At 57.8% G+C, this 14971-nt stretch carries 18 protein-coding genes; 4 read left to right on the top strand and 14 right to left on the bottom strand.

The window, feature by feature from the left end; all coding sequences use genetic code 11:
* The first annotated feature begins 173 nt into the window (after positions 1–173).
* Positions 174–2018: a DUF4214 domain-containing protein gene (locus DENOEST_RS00515; RefSeq protein ID WP_145770222.1), complete on the top strand. Its 1845-nt coding sequence runs from the start codon at positions 174–176 to the stop codon at positions 2016–2018.
* An 18-nt stretch (positions 2019–2036) separates the two neighbouring features.
* Here DENOEST_RS00515 and DENOEST_RS00510 read toward each other — a convergent pair whose 3' ends face one another.
* The 3 genes from DENOEST_RS00510 to DENOEST_RS20030 all read right to left on the bottom strand — a co-directional run bounded on the left by DENOEST_RS00510 (position 2037) and on the right by DENOEST_RS20030 (position 3396).
* Positions 2037–2870 carry an SAM-dependent methyltransferase gene (locus tag DENOEST_RS00510; RefSeq protein WP_145770223.1) on the bottom strand — a complete coding sequence of 278 codons (834 nt, stop codon included), beginning with the start codon at positions 2868–2870 and terminating at the stop codon, positions 2037–2039.
* A gap of 238 nt (positions 2871–3108) precedes the next feature.
* Entirely contained in the window at positions 3109–3219 is a 111-nt protein-coding gene (locus tag DENOEST_RS00505; protein WP_145770314.1) for a DUF4160 domain-containing protein, read from the bottom strand.
* Between the two features lie 30 nt (positions 3220–3249).
* Positions 3250–3396: a type II toxin-antitoxin system RelE/ParE family toxin gene (locus DENOEST_RS20030; protein ID WP_232096403.1), complete on the bottom strand. Its 147-nt coding sequence runs from the start codon at positions 3394–3396 to the stop codon at positions 3250–3252.
* Positions 3397–3587: 191 nt separating this feature from the next.
* Here DENOEST_RS20030 and DENOEST_RS00500 point away from each other — a divergent pair, with 191 nt between their 5' ends.
* Both DENOEST_RS00500 and DENOEST_RS00495 read left to right on the top strand, forming a co-directional pair.
* Complete coding sequence (locus tag DENOEST_RS00500; protein WP_145770224.1) at positions 3588–3833, top strand: helix-turn-helix transcriptional regulator; 246 nt, start codon at positions 3588–3590, stop codon at positions 3831–3833.
* Positions 3830–5107, top strand: coding sequence for a type II toxin-antitoxin system HipA family toxin (locus tag DENOEST_RS00495; protein ID WP_145770225.1), 1278 nt, complete (start codon positions 3830–3832; stop codon positions 5105–5107). Before DENOEST_RS00500 ends, DENOEST_RS00495 begins: the two co-directional genes overlap by 4 nt.
* A gap of 226 nt (positions 5108–5333) precedes the next feature.
* On the opposite strand, the gene DENOEST_RS00490 is transcribed toward DENOEST_RS00495, so the two are convergent.
* The 9 genes from DENOEST_RS00490 to DENOEST_RS00455 form a co-directional block, all read right to left on the bottom strand.
* On the bottom strand, positions 5334–5687 hold the full coding sequence (locus tag DENOEST_RS00490) for an HVO_A0114 family putative DNA-binding protein (RefSeq protein ID WP_145770226.1): 354 nt from the start codon (positions 5685–5687) through the stop codon (positions 5334–5336).
* Positions 5684–5968, bottom strand: coding sequence for a toxin-antitoxin system TumE family protein (locus tag DENOEST_RS00485; RefSeq protein ID WP_145770227.1), 285 nt, complete (start codon positions 5966–5968; stop codon positions 5684–5686). The genes DENOEST_RS00490 and DENOEST_RS00485 overlap by 4 nt, the downstream gene beginning before the upstream one ends.
* Before the next feature lie 36 nt (positions 5969–6004).
* Positions 6005–6136: a transposase gene (locus DENOEST_RS20440; protein ID WP_145770228.1), complete on the bottom strand. Its 132-nt coding sequence runs from the start codon at positions 6134–6136 to the stop codon at positions 6005–6007.
* Positions 6112–6291: a transposase gene (locus DENOEST_RS20595; protein ID WP_408640025.1), complete on the bottom strand. Its 180-nt coding sequence runs from the start codon at positions 6289–6291 to the stop codon at positions 6112–6114. The genes DENOEST_RS20440 and DENOEST_RS20595 overlap by 25 nt, the downstream gene beginning before the upstream one ends.
* A gap of 410 nt (positions 6292–6701) precedes the next feature.
* Complete coding sequence (locus DENOEST_RS00475; protein ID WP_145770229.1) at positions 6702–7418, bottom strand: transposase; 717 nt, start codon at positions 7416–7418, stop codon at positions 6702–6704.
* Positions 7419–7457: 39 nt separating this feature from the next.
* The gene (locus DENOEST_RS00470; protein WP_145770230.1) at positions 7458–7670 is read right to left on the bottom strand and encodes an integrase; all 213 of its coding nucleotides are present in this window, start codon (positions 7668–7670) and stop codon (positions 7458–7460) included.
* Positions 7671–7812: 142 nt separating this feature from the next.
* Positions 7813–8244: a class I SAM-dependent methyltransferase gene (locus DENOEST_RS00465; RefSeq protein ID WP_197970466.1), complete on the bottom strand. Its 432-nt coding sequence runs from the start codon at positions 8242–8244 to the stop codon at positions 7813–7815.
* A gap of 173 nt (positions 8245–8417) precedes the next feature.
* On the bottom strand, positions 8418–10862 hold the full coding sequence (locus DENOEST_RS00460; RefSeq protein ID WP_145770231.1) for a beta strand repeat-containing protein: 2445 nt from the start codon (positions 10860–10862) through the stop codon (positions 8418–8420).
* Positions 10863–11171: 309 nt separating this feature from the next.
* Entirely contained in the window at positions 11172–11423 is a 252-nt protein-coding gene (locus DENOEST_RS00455; protein WP_145770232.1) for a helix-turn-helix domain-containing protein, read from the bottom strand.
* A 115-nt stretch (positions 11424–11538) separates the two neighbouring features.
* Here DENOEST_RS00455 and DENOEST_RS00450 point away from each other — a divergent pair, with 115 nt between their 5' ends.
* Entirely contained in the window at positions 11539–12756 is a 1218-nt protein-coding gene (locus DENOEST_RS00450; protein ID WP_170228156.1) for a tyrosine-type recombinase/integrase, read from the top strand.
* Between the two features lie 79 nt (positions 12757–12835).
* Here DENOEST_RS00450 and DENOEST_RS00445 read toward each other — a convergent pair whose 3' ends face one another.
* The gene (locus tag DENOEST_RS00445) at positions 12836–13576 is read right to left on the bottom strand and encodes a hypothetical protein (RefSeq protein WP_145770234.1); all 741 of its coding nucleotides are present in this window, start codon (positions 13574–13576) and stop codon (positions 12836–12838) included.
* A gap of 35 nt (positions 13577–13611) precedes the next feature.
* The gene (locus DENOEST_RS00440; protein ID WP_145770235.1) at positions 13612–14853 is read right to left on the bottom strand and encodes an ATP-binding protein; all 1242 of its coding nucleotides are present in this window, start codon (positions 14851–14853) and stop codon (positions 13612–13614) included.
* Between the last annotated feature and the right edge of the window lie 118 nt (positions 14854–14971).

The raw sequence follows: 14971 nt of genomic DNA, 5'->3' as shown, positions 1-14971 counted from the left end.
CGCCAAGGGGGAGGAGCTGAGCTCCTCCCCTTTTTCGTTGACGGGCCAAGTTGGGAATGGAACCCCCTCTCTCCCACAGGGACTTCCTTCGGTCGCCGCGAGGGGAGAGGGGAAAAGAGAGAAAGCCGAGAGGTGGCTTAAAATAACGGCTATCGAGGCAGTCCCACCCCCCCATGCCCAGCCCCATCAGCAACCCCGCCGGCCAGTATCCGACCAGCTTCACGCCTGCCTCGGGCGTCACCCATATAGACGCGCTGATCGACGACTTCAAATGGGGGGGCGCCCTGGGTACCGGAGCAAACCTGACCTACAGCTTTCCCTATCTCACCTCGACCACGGCCTACTGGGACACGCAGGACAGCGGCAAGTACTCCAGCCTCAACGAACCTGAGGGCAGCAGCGGCCTAAATGCCGTCCAGCGCCAGGCCGTGCAGGGTGCCCTCGCAGCCTGGAGCAATGTGGCCAACATCACCTTCAGCCAGGTGGCCGACGGCCAGACCAACGTCGGCGACCTGCGCTTCACCTGGACCTCGGCCGCACAGGAAAATAGCGTCGGCTGGGCCTTTGCCCCCTCCAGCTATTGGGCCTCCGGCGGAGACGTCTGGCTCTCGCAGCCAGCCATCGGCAACAAGCCCGACAGCTACTGGTCGCCGGGCAACTTCGGCTTCAAGCTCCTGCTGCACGAAATCGGCCACGCCCTGGCATTCAAGCACCCCTTCGAGGGCACACCCCAGTTGAGCGGTGCCCAGGACAGCCTGCAATACAGCGTGATGTCCTACACCGAGCATCCCCATGCCATCTTCCGCAAGGTAACGCCCAACAGCAGCGGTGACTACGACTTCCTGGCCTATTACGTGGAGCCGGACACCCCCATGCTCTACGACATTGCCGCCATCCAGTACCTCTACGGCGCCAACACCAGCTACCGGAGCGGCGACGACACCTACAGTTTCGACCCGGCCACGCCCTTCTTCCGCACCCTCTGGGACGCCGGCGGCAACGACACCCTCTCCGCCGCCAACTTCAGCAAGGGTGTCGTCATCGACCTCAATGCCGGCGCCTACTCCAGCATCACCATCGAATCCGACCCCCTGCCTGCGGGCTACAGCGGCGGCACCGTGCCCACCTACTATGGCACCGACAACCTGGCCATCGCCTATGGCAGCCTCATCGAAAACACCACGGGTGGCAGCGGCGCAGACCGCATCACCGGCAACAGCGCCGACAACCTGCTGCAGGGCAAGGGTGGCAACGACACCCTGAATGGCAGCGCGGGCGACGACACCGCCCTCTACGCCGCCCGACGCACCGACTACACCGTGACCAGAACAAGCAGCGGCCATGCCGTGGCGGACAAGAGTGGCGCGGAAGGTACGGACCAACTCAGCGCTATCGAGCACCTGCGCTTTTCCGACAAGTCCGTCAATTTGACGATTCAGGCCAAGACCGTAAGCCTTGGCACCGCCAAGCTCAACACCCTGGTGGAACTCTACATCGCCTATTTCAACCGAGTGCCAGATGCCGACGGCCTCAGCTATTGGATCGACCAGTACGTCCAGGGCCAGACCCTGGAACAGATTGGCCAGTCCTTCTACAGCGCCGCTGTCCAATATTCCAGCCTGACAGGCTACTCGGCCACCATGGATAACGGCGACTTCGTCCGCATCGTCTACGCCAATGTCCTGGGCCGCAGCGGCGGCAACGCCCCGCCCCAGGCCGACGTCGATTATTGGGCCGGCAACCTCGCCAGCGGCAACGATACCCGGGGCAGCCTGATCCAGACCATGCTCACCTCCGCCCACACCTTCAAGGGCGACGCCACCTGGGGCTGGGTCGCCGATCTACTCGACAACAAAACCCAGGTCGGCAAGGTCTTTGCCGTGGAACAAGGCCTCGGCTACCTCACCTCCGCCGAGAACATCAGTCAGGGCATGAACATCGCGGCGGCCGTAACCGCCACCAGCACCACGGCAGCCCTGGGACTGATCGGCATCAACGATCCACCGCTGACTGCCTGAAGAGCCAGCCCCCTGCGCCTATCGCTTGTGTATCACCAGCCCCACCGAGGTGATGGCATAGGGCTCGTACCAGGCCCGCATGCTGAGTTCATAGACATAAGGCGGGTAATCCACATGCTTGTCGAGAGGGCCGTCGCCCCGGGCCAGGTTGACCGTCATCTCCCCACCCTTGCGCCTGACGCGCTCCACCAAGGACTCGATATCCCGGTCCCGATAAAAACAGATGTCCGCCGCGTCCCGGGTTTCCTCCTGGCTGGAAAAATTGAACTCCGTGGTGTGCACGGCCACACCGCCCGGCTTCAGGCAATCCAGGGACGACTCGATGAAGGCCAGGCCGGCCTCCAGGCTGCCGATATGCTCCAGGGAACCGCAGGACCAGAGGAAATCGAAATCCCTTAAGTCGGCGGGAATCTCATTCATGTTCACAAAGCGGAAATCCAACTGGTCCCGGATCGAGGCATCGAATTCCGAAGTGGCCCAACCCTGGCGCTGGGCATCCTCGTGGCTCAGGTCCGTCACCAGCAGGCGGGCACCATGGCGCAGCATGACCGGGATGATCGGCTCCCGGCCGACGCCGAAACCCAGGCCCCGGCCGTCCAGGCGGCCATACCGATCAATGGCGTTGAGAATGAAGGCGTATTCCCAGAGCTTGCGGTTGAAGCCAAACTGCCAGCCCAGCTCCTGGCAGGCCCAACGCTTGAATTCCGGCTCCAGAAACTGGTTGGTATTGACCAACTGGCAGACTGGATTGGCGAAGCCGGGCAGCTCGACCACAGGTACCGTAGCCGGTGCTTCCGCAATCGTGGCTTCCTGCGCCTTGCCCTGGGTCCATTGCCGAATGAACTGCCGCATGCCTCTACCTTTCCCTGATGTGAACGATTGACTGATCCAGGCCGGGAAATCCCGGGCCCGCCACTTTACCCGATTGGATTGGCGGCAAGGCCCGTCGCCGCGATGCTCGTCAGCGTCGTCTGGTTAAGGAAACACCGATTAAGTCCGTCACACCGGCGAAAGCCGGTGTCCAGTGCATTGATTTTCCTGGATTCCGGCGTTCGCCGGAATGACGCATTGGGACTTGCTCGGTGCTTCCTTAACCAGATACCAGACCCACAGCATCGCCGATGATGGGTAACTCGCCTTCCAGCACTTCACCGTCTGGAATACTCAACACTGCCTTGAACTCGTTGTATCTGACATGAATATGGGGGTGATGACATCATCGAGCGACCCCCTATCCGTAAATCTCTATCCCGTCCGGGAACTCGGCAATCGTCACATCTGCAGCAAGGGCACGAACAGCCACGTCGAAATCAGCCTTCTGCTGCTTGTGCGATTTCTTGACGGTACACTCGAACACCGAGGTGAAAAGAATCCGCATCAGTCCATGTGATTCACGGAAAACCGTGGTCCGTCCCGCACGGATCAACTCAGTGACACTATTGCGCGACCATTTACCGATCGGGAATTTTCTCCTAACACCAGGAGGAAGGAGTGCAAAATTTCCCGATCAGTTAATTTTCTTGATAATTCCTCTGGCTGGCACCATAATTTCCCGAACAGGAAATCGATATGCCTACATTGATTGAAACTCCACAACATCTGGGCGACGCAGTGCGACGCGCCCGCAAAGCGCTGGGACTGACCCAACCCCAATTGGCGCTCGTAGCAGGCGTTGGCGTGCGATTCATTGTTGACCTGGAAGCAGGCAAACCCACCGTCCGGCTGGAGAACGTCCTGCGTGTCCTACAGGCGCTGGGAGCAACGTTGAGCTTGGCAGGGCTGGAGGCAAGTCAGACGCAGGAGGCCCAAAAATGAGCCGGGTCCTGGAAGTCTGGCTGCTGGGGCAACACGTCGGACAACTGGCTCAAGTCGATGGCCGGCTGAACTTCAGCTACTCACCGCAATGGCTGCAATCCGCAAACGCACGTCCACTGTCACACCACCTCCCCTTACAGGCAGGGTCTTTTGACGACAAGGCCACGCGCCCCTTCTTTGCCGGCCTGCTGCCAGAGGGCGACAAGCGCAGGCTGATCGCCCAAACGCTACACGTCTCGCGCCATAATGATTTTGCACTGCTGGACGGGATTGGTGGCGAATGTGCTGGCGCAGTCAGCCTGCTGGAAACTGGCCAACAACCCGACGCCATCCAGTCCGCGCCAGTGGTGCGCTGGCTGGACCAGTCAGAACTGGTCGCGATCCTGGATGAGCTGCCCCGCCGCCCCATGTTGGCAGGCGACCAGGGGCTGCGTCTGTCCTTGGCCGGCGCTCAGGACAAGCTGCCGGTGACCTTCGCTGATGGACGCATGGGTTTGCCTCTTCAGAACACCCCAAGCTCTCACATCCTCAAGCCGGCAATCTCGAGAGTTGAGGGCAGCGTATTCAACGAAGGGTTCTGCCTGGCCCTGGCGGCACAGATAAAGCTGTCTGTTGCCAGGGCAGCCATTCACCGGGTGGCTGACCGCGAGTATTTGCTGGTGGAACGCTACGACCGTGTGCGCCAACCCGACGGTGCCTTGCAGCGGCTGCATCAGGAAGACTTCTGCCAGGCACTGGGCGTCGCACCGGAATACAAGTACCAAAACGAGGGCGGTCCAGATCTGGCCCAATGCTTCGGGCTGGTGCGCAAAGCAACACGCCCCAGCGCCCCGCACATTTTGCGCTTGCTGGACTACGCGATTTTCAACGCCATGATCGGCAACCACGATGCACACGCCAAGAACTTCTCCCTGATCTACACCGAGCGCGGCGCGGCACTGGCACCACTGTACGATACCTTGTCGACAGCGGTGTACGCCAATCTCACGGACAAGATGGCGATGAAGATCGGCAGCAAGTACAAGTTCACCGAACTCCAGTCGCGGCATTGGGAACAGTTTGCGCAAGCGGCAGGACTGTCTCCAGCGCAGGTCAAAAAGCGGGTTCTGGCCATCGCACGCCAGTTACCCCACGAAGCCGCCGCCCTGCGTTCATCGTTCGTCACCCAGGGCCTGGATCACGACATACTCGGCAAGATCGTTAATCTCATCGAGCGGCGTTGCCTGCTGACCAGCAAGCGGCTTGAAACCGCAGGACCTGGCGACGATGAATGAACCTATTATCCTCGGAATGGATATGTCATAGGTGTCCGCCTAATCTACGTGGACACCATCATCCCTATTCACCACCCTCAGCGACAGACGCGGTTTATTGAGCGCTTACGCTTAAGGAAACACCGATTAAGTCCGTCACACCGGCGAAAGCCGGTGTCCAGTGCATTGATTTTCCTGGATTCCGGCATTCGCCGGAATGACGCATTGGGACTTGTTCGGTGCTTCCTTAAGCAGCCTTCAGGTACATGTCGATGTGCATCGAGGTGTAAGGACACAGCACACCACCACTTTCGGTGCGCTCCAGCAATCCAAGCTCGGCAAGGATCACGATGTCTTCGTGAACACGCTTCACGTCACGATCCACGACCCGAGCCAATTCACGGACTGACATTTCCCCTTTGCCCTGTACAGCACGCACGATGTCCCAGCGTTTTCCCGTTAACTGTCCGAAGAACTGCGCTGGGGTTTCAAAGTTCAGGACTTCGCCTTGGTAGGTATCGGCTTTGGCTACTCGCGCAGCCTCACGCAGGGAACCCTTCCAGTTGGGCTGCATTGTAATGGTGAGATAACGCTCTGTCATGATGCTCTCCTAGCGGCAACAGCCGCAATAAAATCTTCGACCAGTTGCTCCACCGTAGTGAAGTTGTAGGGCAGTTCTTTGCCATCCAGGTGGCAGTGGTCACCCTTGCTACGTTCGTTGTCAAAGCCAACGATACGTTGACCATCCAACACATAGACCGCTCTGTATTTGTAGCCATGCTCGGTTGGTGGCACAGGCTCGGGCACCTTCCAAACCACAAGCTCCAGTATCGAGCCGTCAGGATTGACGTTCTTGAAGCGGGTGATGAGTTGAGCAGCCATGTTGGCAATCGTGCCAACAAATCTAGATGTTGTCAATCACGCCAACAATCTACCCAGTATGTGTTCCAGTGCCTGCTCGACCAGGAGCGCCAGTCCGTTGATGGATTTGCGTCCATCGACCGCTTCGCGGTGAAGATAGACCTTCAGCCCTGGGGCGAATCGGAACATGGCAGCCTGCACAGCCAGGTGAGCAACAGATTGGCATTTACCCCATGCTGCATCGCTAGCCGCGCCACCGATATCCCGGGCTGAAGACAGGCTTCGACCAATTCCCGTTTCGCTTGCGGGTCATAGCAACTCCGACCGTCTTGTTTGTGCCCCACAACCAGGGGCCTCGATAACTCTGTGATGTGCTCTGTTATAGGTGTCCACGTTCATCTACGTGGACACCATCATCCTCATCTCAGGACATCGGGGAAAGATGTCGTCAATTGAGCGCTTACCTTCCATCTCGAAATCTCCTGGTAATTCCCGGCAGTTTTTGTGTCACGCCCGAGTGCGTGAGCACCAGGGCATTCCTGCTTGCCGGGAATACCCCCCCCTAGGGGGGGCATCAACGTATAGGAAGATTCCAAAGTTTAGCCCGAGAAATATTTCGGGAATGGAAATTGGAAGGGCTGGGGCGGGGGGTGACGCTGAAAGGAAAACCCCGCCGGGGAGGGGCCACATAGCCGGAAGTCCAGTCGATCATGGGGAGGCGGATATGGAAAGTCAGTCGCGGCAAGACGGTACATCAAGCAAAAAGTTCTTCACTTACCGGTGCCGGTACCTTGCACGGTCGCCCGGGTTTGGCGCGCGTTACCCGTCTGCCCAGCATCCGCTCCACCTCGGTGGCAAAGCGTTCATCGCCCAAGGCGAAATTGCCGTTTGTGGCCTGGCGAATTTGATCCACCACGCCGGGTTCCAGCTCATGACGAAACAATTCGCGATAGGCAGCCAGACGGGATTCGTCGTCTTCGCCTAAGGAAAGGTAGAGCGATTGCGCCGTCAGCCAAGGCGTCGGCTCGCCTTGTGCGTTGGCGCAATAGCTTGTCCAGCGATACTCGGCCGGGTGATTCACTATGCCTGCCCGCACCGGATTGAGCTCGATATACCGATAGCACGCCAACACATATGCCTCTTCTTGCAATAGACAGGAGCGAAATCGCCCTTCCCAGAGTGTGCCGCTACGCCGATAGGTACGATTTATGTACTGCACATAGCACTGGCCTAGCCCCTTCATCATGCCGCCGAGGCTGCTTTCCCGTTGCGGTGTCACCAGCAGGTGAACGTGGTTGGTCATCAGGCAATAGGCATGGACCGCACACCCGTGCTTCGCCGCCTGCTCGGTCAAGTGATCGAGATAGAACCGGTAATCCTCATCGGCATAAAAGCAGACTGAGCGGTTATTGCCCCGCTGGATCAAATGGACGGGAACGCTCGGAAGCAGAATGCGTGCGCGACGGGGCATGACCAATGAGTTGGTTTGATACAGCCGTCTTGGCTTAGCTTAGCCGAGCACCTTCCACAACACGGCCATGGTAAAAGCCAAATTGAACCCCACCATCCATTTGATAACGGCATTGTCCGTCTTGAGCGACGCGATGTCATGTTTTGTCGCCAACGACTCAGATGCCAGAGCCTCCGCCGCCTTACGTGCCTTTTCTTCCGAGACGCCCGCATCACGAAATGCCTCAAATACTTCTGAAATCATTGTGGTCATGGGAGCCTCCTTTTCTGGCATTCAGTCTAGCATCACCACAAACCGTGGGTCATGAGGACCCTCTTACTTTGTAGTCGGCATGCAGCACGCTAGTGATACGGCATCCTATCACAGGATAAACGTGGTCTGTCCCCTATTATTCCTAGAGCACACCGCCCACCTTCAACTTGCGGCGGATGAAGTCCACGATGACGGCCCGGTTGTCGTCGGAAATCCAGCTCCAGATGCCGTGCAGGCCGATGTAATCGAAGTCCGGCAGGTCGGCGCGATTGGCGAAATCAGCGAAGGCCTCGTCGAACAGCCGGGCACCGGAACCGGCGGTGGCCGCCAGTTCCTGGGCAAAGCCCGCCTGGGAAGGGTTGAAATCGGTGCCATGCCAGGAAGTCACGGAAGCGGCGGCGTGGAGGTTGGCGCTCATGCCCTGGCCGAAACCCAGTTCGCAAGCGGCGCCGAATTCCGGGGCCACCAACCCAGCATTCAAGAATGCCAGTTTTACCCGCAGAGGGTTGAGTTCGCCATAGTAGCCATAGGTGTAGCCGATGTCGGCCACGTAGCCGGAAGTCCAGTCGGTCATTGATCACACTCCGATAAGTCCATGGTTACAGGGTTTTTCTTAGCACAAGCAGTATGTATTAAGAAAAACCCCGTCTCCTTGTGAGAGACGGGGTCTTTTATTACTGCACCCTCGATACTTTGAGGGTTAGGAGACTTCGCCGATTAATCGGCATCCATTCCCTCTTGACCTATTTAAACCAAGGTCAGGACGTCGGTAGCGGTAGCGGCGGTTGTCAGCGTATACAGACCAACCAGCTCGATAACGGAGTCGACGCCATCCTGGAAGGTGTTGGTGTCATCTGGAGTAAGTGCAGCCAACGTATTGTCGACCACGATGTACGTATTACCACCAAACTGGAACCAACTCATGAGGGAAGCACCAGCATCTGCGATCGTAGTAGCAGTTGCCGCATCCAAGTAGTTCGCGAAGGTAGAAGCACCACCAAGAGTGATCTTGGCACCCAACGCGCCGTCAGCACGTGCAACGGTGGTTACACCGGAGAAATCAATCTTGTCACCGGCGGCCAATCCAGTTACGGATGTGTAGTAACCAGCAGCCGTTTGTACACCACCCAACACGATCGTATCGACACCGGTGGAAGTGGTATCAATCACGTTCAGGCCGGCAGCAGCACCCACAGTAACTTGGTTTGCCGTCGTGCCACCACCGAGGTGAACCGTGTTGGAACCGGTGCCAACGCTGATCGTATCCGCACCCGTACCACCGGTCACCGTTGCATTACCCGCGCCAGCTTGCGTATAGGAGTTGGTGCCATTCCCCAAATCAACCACGTTGTTCAGGCCGTTAGAGCCAGTGACCGTGTCGGCACCCGAACCGCCGGTGTAGGTCACGAACGTGGAAGCCGTGTTGGCTGCGGAGAACGTAACGGTGTTGTCACCAGTTGCGCTACCCTTGATGGTCGAAGAAGCAGCCAGAGCACCTGCCGTCCAAGCCAGGCCTTCAACAGCACCCGTACCCGTCAGACCGCTCGCATCAAGAGAGGTAATGGTGGTTGCAGTCAGGCCGGTCAGATCGATACCCGCATCACCCGTCACCGTGACGGTCTTCACCGAAGTCGCAGTAATCGGGGCCACAAATACAGCGGTGGTCGCGGTCGTATCGGTGTCATCAGTGGTGATCGTCAGGGTTTCAACGTTGGCGACCGTCAATGCACCAGTGTTGGTGAAACCATCTGCCGCGGAGAAAGCAAGATTCACGTTATCCGAAGTGCCAACATCCGAAGCCAGGGCAATGCTATCGGCCTGGTTCGATGCAGCGGTTTGGGTATAGGTGAAGTTGGCAGCGGCACCGGTGATGGTCAGGGCACCAGTATCAACACCTGCGCTAATCAGAGAGTTGATACCATCAGCATTCGCCATGTTGATAGCACGAGCGGCGCCAGTCGTGGCAGAGAACTTCAAGACTTCAAAGTTAGAAACCGTACCTGCAAAAGTAGCAGAGCCGGTAGCAGTCACAGCCAGTGCAGCAGTCGTCAAGAGGGTATCGGTACCGTCGCCGGCGTCAATGGAACCACCAGAACCGAGCGCACCACTGTAGGTGACGGTGTCGTTACCGGCGCCTGTAGTGATTGCTTTCGTACCTGCAATCGCAACTCCAATTGCATCAGCACCAGAAGAAGCGGTGCCGACGAATTGCTGATTGGCGGTGAGATTCTGGGTGAGTGTCACACCACCGGTATTGGTGCTGGTAATAACAGCAGCAGCAGCCAGCGTGTCAGCGGTGATGGTTACGCCGGCAGCACCAGAGATACCTACCGTAGTTGCAACACCGGCAGTCAATGCGTCCATTTGCAGAGCAACATCTGCATTAACAGTAACGGCGGTCGCGGCACCCGCAACAGCAGTGATGTCATAGGACTTTGCTGTAACAGCATTAATCGCCAGAGAGGTCGCGGTAGCGTCGGTAATGGTTGCCGTCGCTGCACCCGTAGCTGCTCCGTCGGCGGCAGTATCCATGCCGTTAAGAGTCACAGTTAAAGCGCGGGTTGCAGCAGCTGCCGTTACGGTAACGTCACCGACAGTGGTTGCCCCCATCATTGTCGTCAGGTTCAATGCCGTCAGACCATTGGCTGTAACAGTGACGTCATCAGATGCGGCATTACCCGTCACAGATACGGTCTTAAGTGTGCTGCCCGTTGTAGTTGCCGTACCTTTGTCGGTAATCGCAATCGTCGAGCCACCCGTAACCGCAACAGAGGTGAATGCGTTTGCAACAGCCGTCTGGCCGATAGTAACGGCAGCAGCACCAGTGGCAAACGTGGAAGCTCCACCGCCACCGATGATGGCCATAGCGTTGGCGCCAGTGTTGCTAGCCGTAATGGTGGTTGTAGAAGCAGCGGTAACGTTTACACCACCCGAGCCAACAGCGGTCAGGGTCGTGAGGCCAGTCCAGCCCGTCGTATCCGCAGTCACGGTACCAGAGGAAGACAGATTGGCAACTTCGATGTTCGTGACGGTACGGTTTGCAGTGGCAACTGCAGCCGCATTGTCCAGAACGTTCAGGGTATCGGTACCGGCCCCACCATTCAACGAGTCGAGCGCGTTGAATGTGGCAGTTGCAGATGCGTTAAACGTGTCATTGCCAGCGCCGCCAGTGAAGGCCGTGCCCTGATCCACGCCCGTGGTGAGCGTAATAGCGCGGTACTCACCAATCCCTTTACACGTCAAAGACTTATGCGCGTTTTGCAGCCCTCGAAGCGCCCGCTCCCGACCATTTTCCTACCGCTAAAGGCATATTTTCAGTCTGATCGGATATTTCATTTGTCTTTTCAAAGACTTAGCCGCGCTTCCTACCTATATAGACGCAATCTAAAGCCAATCCGACGTACCAACTTCCTACCAGAGCTAACCCATAAAGCATAAAAGCCACCCTTTGTTGCTCCTTGGGTGGCTTTTGTTGCTTTTGGGCTGGGTTTGCTGGTCTGTCTATTGCGGCGCTTGAGGCGGGTTTTGTGCCTTCAGGATCACCCCTATCGCCCCGTCGTCCCGGGTCACGAATTCGATACCGGCCAGGCTCAGGGCCTTGACCACCTTGTTGAGCGTGGAGCTTCGGCTGTCGGCCAGCGCCCCTTCCATGCGCAGCAGCGCCGACATCGAGATGCCCGAGGCCCGCAGCAATTCCTCCCGGCTCCAGCCCAGCATCGCGCGTGCAGCACGGATCTGTCTTCCGTCGATCATGGTCGACTCCTTTACAGTTTGATTGGCATATATCTCTGCTTGATTCGATGCTTTTTGTGTCTTTTCCGGCGCATTGTATCGTAGTATGGCCTCACGTTGTAAGCGGAGAAAGACCATGCCAGCACAAGCATTGAGTACGGAGTTTTTGGCCACCTTGCCCGGTCGCGTTCCGGCCTCCGGTGGGGTGTATTACTTCGACACGGAGATCAAGGGGTTCATGCTGGAGCACCGGGCCAGCGGCGGAGCGACGTTTTATTTCCGCTACCGCGATGCGGCGGGCAAGGTGCGGATGAACAACATCGGCCGGGTCGAGGAGATAGCGCTTGCAGACGCCCGAGCCAAAGCGCACCAGATGAAGCAGATGGTGACCGAGGGTGGCGACCCGAAGCTGGAGAGCCACCGCTTCAAGGATGTGCCGACCTTTGGTGCTTTCGTGGCCGAGCGCTATCTGCCCTACGCCAAGACGAGGAAGCGCAGCTGGGAGACGGATGAGACGATGCTGCGCAATCACCTGCTGCCAGTGTTTGCCGATTTCCGGATGAACCGGATCACCCGCTCGGATGTAGTGGCCTTCCACCACGCGGTCTTCGAGAAGGGCTACGCGGCCGGGACCTGCAACCGGATGATCGTGCTGATGAAGTTCATCTACAACTGCGCGATCCGCTGGGACATCCTGCCGCCCAAGGGCAACCCCTGTGATGGCGTGGAGCCCTTTGAGGACCACGGTGCGCGGGAGCGGTACCTGACCACCGAGGAGGTGCAGCGGCTCTTTGACGAGCTGGACACCAACCGCAATGTGCAGGTGGGCCAGGTGATCCGGCTGCTGCTCTACACCGGTGCCCGCAAGCGGGAGATTCTGGACGCGCGCTGGGATGAGATCGACTGGAACCGGCGTTTGCTGATGATTCCAGCGGCGCGCTCGAAATCCAAGAAGGTGCATTACATCCCTTTGTCGGATGCGGCTATCGAGTTGCTGCAGTCGCTGCCTCGGCAGGAGGACATCCCCTGGGTGTTTTTCAACCCGAAGACCAAGAAGCCACCCGTGTCGATCTTCTACGCCTGGGACTCGATCAGGAAGAAGGTGGGGCTGGAAGAAGTGCGGCTGCACGACCTGCGCCACAGTTACGCGAGTTTTCTGGTCAACGCCGGGCGGTCGCTGTACGAGGTGCAAAAGCTCCTCGGGCACCACGATCCGAAAGTGACGATGCGCTACGCGCATCTGTCGCCGCAGGCGATGCTCGAGGCGGTTAACGTGGTGGGGAATGTGGTCGGCAGGCGGCCGGTGGTGGTAGCGAACCAGGGGCAAGTCGTTGTGGCGACTGAGATGGTGTGATCAGAGTTACGCCTCAAGCACTTTTTTCGGTTCAGCCCGGACAAGGTGAAGGTAGCCATCATTCGACTGCTACTTTTGATTATGTCTTTTGGGCATGAACGATCCTGTGACCATCAGGCCATGCATTGGCATCAGCGCTCGGAGCAGTCAATAACTTGACGCGGATAAAAAACTGACACTCCACGCCACGGCGTCCAAAAGGCGTAATCGGATCAGTCAAAAGACCAAACGATATGCATTCATCCTTTCCGCACTCTCGAAGGATTGGTTCGGGATCTCCGTCATAGCGGCTGACGTCTACAGAAAAATACGGGATTCTTTCTGCATTCGGATATGCCCCATACAGCCCTGCAAAAAACATATCTGCGGCAGAACGAGGGGGAGCAGAGGGTTGGTAGATACCAGGGGGGCCAATCAAATGGTGGCAAAGCATCTGAGTACCGACAAGAGAATCATCCAACTTGAACACCATCTCTGGCATTGGCATTTGGTCTTTTGCAGGATGATTGATCTTTCCAGATGAGTGGAACGACACGTATTCATGCTTCTTCGCAGCATCCAGCGGCAACACAACCTCGTCTGCGTAACTAAATCGCACTGACCCGTCAGCACAAACGACACCTTCTCCACGCGAAATTTCGGTTGCGTTGGTCTCTGCGCCGGTGTACAGGCTGCCATCACTACCAAGCTCAATACGGAAGAGTCGCAAATAGAGCCCTGACAATAATCCCGGGCCATTGCTCATCACATACACGGGATGCTTGTTCTTCTTTGAACCTGGAATCAAACGAAACACAGGAATCAAATGTTCGTCATGCAAAGTTGGCCTCTCTGAGAAATCACTCGGACGCGACCTTACGTGCCCCACAATGTGGATAGCGGCGCCGCCCAGATTCCATCCCCCAAAGGCATTGTCTCGGTACCGTCGTAGAGCAACACGCCCATCTTGAATTGGCTGCCCGCGAGGCTCGCCAGTTTCTTCAGCCCACGAAGATCGTTTTCCTTAACAGTGGCGGCTGCTTTGACCTCAACCCCCACCAGCTGTCCGGCAGCGTTCTCAATCACGACATCGACCTCGAACTTGTCAGCATCCCGGTAGTACATCAGGCGATAGTCGCCCTCTGCCGTGGTCGTGTGCTTGAGCAGTTCCCCAAATACAAAGGTCTCCAGCACATTGCCAAACCGCGTGCGGTCCTGATGCACTTCCTCGACGGTCAAATCCAGCAACGCCGACAGCAACCCGGAATCGACGAACTGCAACTTTGATGTTTTCACGACGCGGTTCAGGCGGTTGCGTGCCCAGACATCGATGCGCTTGAGCAGATACATCTGCTCGAATACGCCGACGTAACGAGAGGCGGTCTTGCCGTCTAGGCCGACCTGGCCACCGAGTTGGGTGTAATTGCACATCTGACCGGCTGTCTGTGCCAGGGCTCGAAGGAATCGCGGCAGCTGGTCGAGCTTCTCAATGCCCGCCACGTCACGGACATCGCGTTGGATGATCGCGTCGATGTACTGACGCGCCCATGCCACACGGCGCCTGGCCGAGGCGCGCGAAATCGCTTCAGGGTAGCCTCCACGTAGAACGCGCTCGATCAGATCATTGCCCAGTGCGGGCTGAACCACCTTAAGTATCCGGCCCGCGAAGGCGCCATCGATCCAGTTCGCCGAGCGCAGCTCGATTTCGCTCTGCGACAAAGGCAGCAGCGACAGCGTTTCCATCCGGCCAGCGAGTGAGTCGGCAACCGTGGGCAACGCCATCAAGTTGGCCGATCCAGTGAGCAGGAAACGGCCAGGGCGCCGGTCTTCGTCCACGCTCTTCTTGATGGCCAGCAGCAACTGCGGTGCGCGCTGGATTTCATCGATCACGGCGCGATCCAGGCTGCGAATCATCCCGACCGGATCTTCTCGTGCCGACAGCAAAGTCAGTTCATCATCCATGGTCAGGTAGCGCAAGCCCTGTTGCTCTGCGATTTGCCGTACCAGCGTTGTCTTGCCGGCCTGACGAGGACCCGCCAGCAACACGACAGGCGTGTCCAGCAGGGCTTCAGCAATGCGCGGTTCGATCCGGCGCGGGAAAAGGGATGCGATGTTCATGCGTCCATGGTATCGTAAATCTCGGAGCGCTACAACGTAAATTACGGAATTAATCGGCGTAAATATCGGAATCAGAAGACGTGAATCACGGAGTTGGATGGACTTCATCAGCTCCAAA

It is taken from the genome of Denitratisoma oestradiolicum (assembly GCF_902813185.1).
GTDB classification, from domain to species: domain Bacteria; phylum Pseudomonadota; class Gammaproteobacteria; order Burkholderiales; family Rhodocyclaceae; genus Denitratisoma; species Denitratisoma oestradiolicum.
This window is presented reverse-complemented; position numbering and strand designations above follow the sequence as displayed.

Coding starts and splice junctions, on each gene's coding strand:
- DENOEST_RS00515 (WP_145770222.1), top strand. CDS start 174: ATGCCCAGCCCCATCAGCAACCCCGCCGGCCAGTATCCGACCAGCTTC.
- DENOEST_RS00510 (WP_145770223.1), bottom strand. CDS start 2,870: ATGCGGCAGTTCATTCGGCAATGGACCCAGGGCAAGGCGCAGGAAGCC.
- DENOEST_RS20030 (WP_232096403.1), bottom strand. CDS start 3,396: ATGCGGATTCTTTTCACCTCGGTGTTCGAGTGTACCGTCAAGAAATCG.
- DENOEST_RS00500 (WP_145770224.1), top strand. CDS start 3,588: ATGCCTACATTGATTGAAACTCCACAACATCTGGGCGACGCAGTGCGA.
- DENOEST_RS00495 (WP_145770225.1), top strand. CDS start 3,830: ATGAGCCGGGTCCTGGAAGTCTGGCTGCTGGGGCAACACGTCGGACAA.
- DENOEST_RS00490 (WP_145770226.1), bottom strand. CDS start 5,687: ATGACAGAGCGTTATCTCACCATTACAATGCAGCCCAACTGGAAGGGT.
- DENOEST_RS00485 (WP_145770227.1), bottom strand. CDS start 5,968: ATGGCTGCTCAACTCATCACCCGCTTCAAGAACGTCAATCCTGACGGC.
- DENOEST_RS20440 (WP_145770228.1), bottom strand. CDS start 6,136: ATGTTCCGATTCGCCCCAGGGCTGAAGGTCTATCTTCACCGCGAAGCG.
- DENOEST_RS00475 (WP_145770229.1), bottom strand. CDS start 7,418: ATGCCCCGTCGCGCACGCATTCTGCTTCCGAGCGTTCCCGTCCATTTG.
- DENOEST_RS00470 (WP_145770230.1), bottom strand. CDS start 7,670: ATGACCACAATGATTTCAGAAGTATTTGAGGCATTTCGTGATGCGGGC.
- DENOEST_RS00465 (WP_197970466.1), bottom strand. CDS start 8,244: ATGACCGACTGGACTTCCGGCTACGTGGCCGACATCGGCTACACCTAT.
- DENOEST_RS00455 (WP_145770232.1), bottom strand. CDS start 11,423: ATGATCGACGGAAGACAGATCCGTGCTGCACGCGCGATGCTGGGCTGG.
- DENOEST_RS00450 (WP_170228156.1), top strand. CDS start 11,539: ATGCCAGCACAAGCATTGAGTACGGAGTTTTTGGCCACCTTGCCCGGT.
- DENOEST_RS00440 (WP_145770235.1), bottom strand. CDS start 14,853: ATGAACATCGCATCCCTTTTCCCGCGCCGGATCGAACCGCGCATTGCT.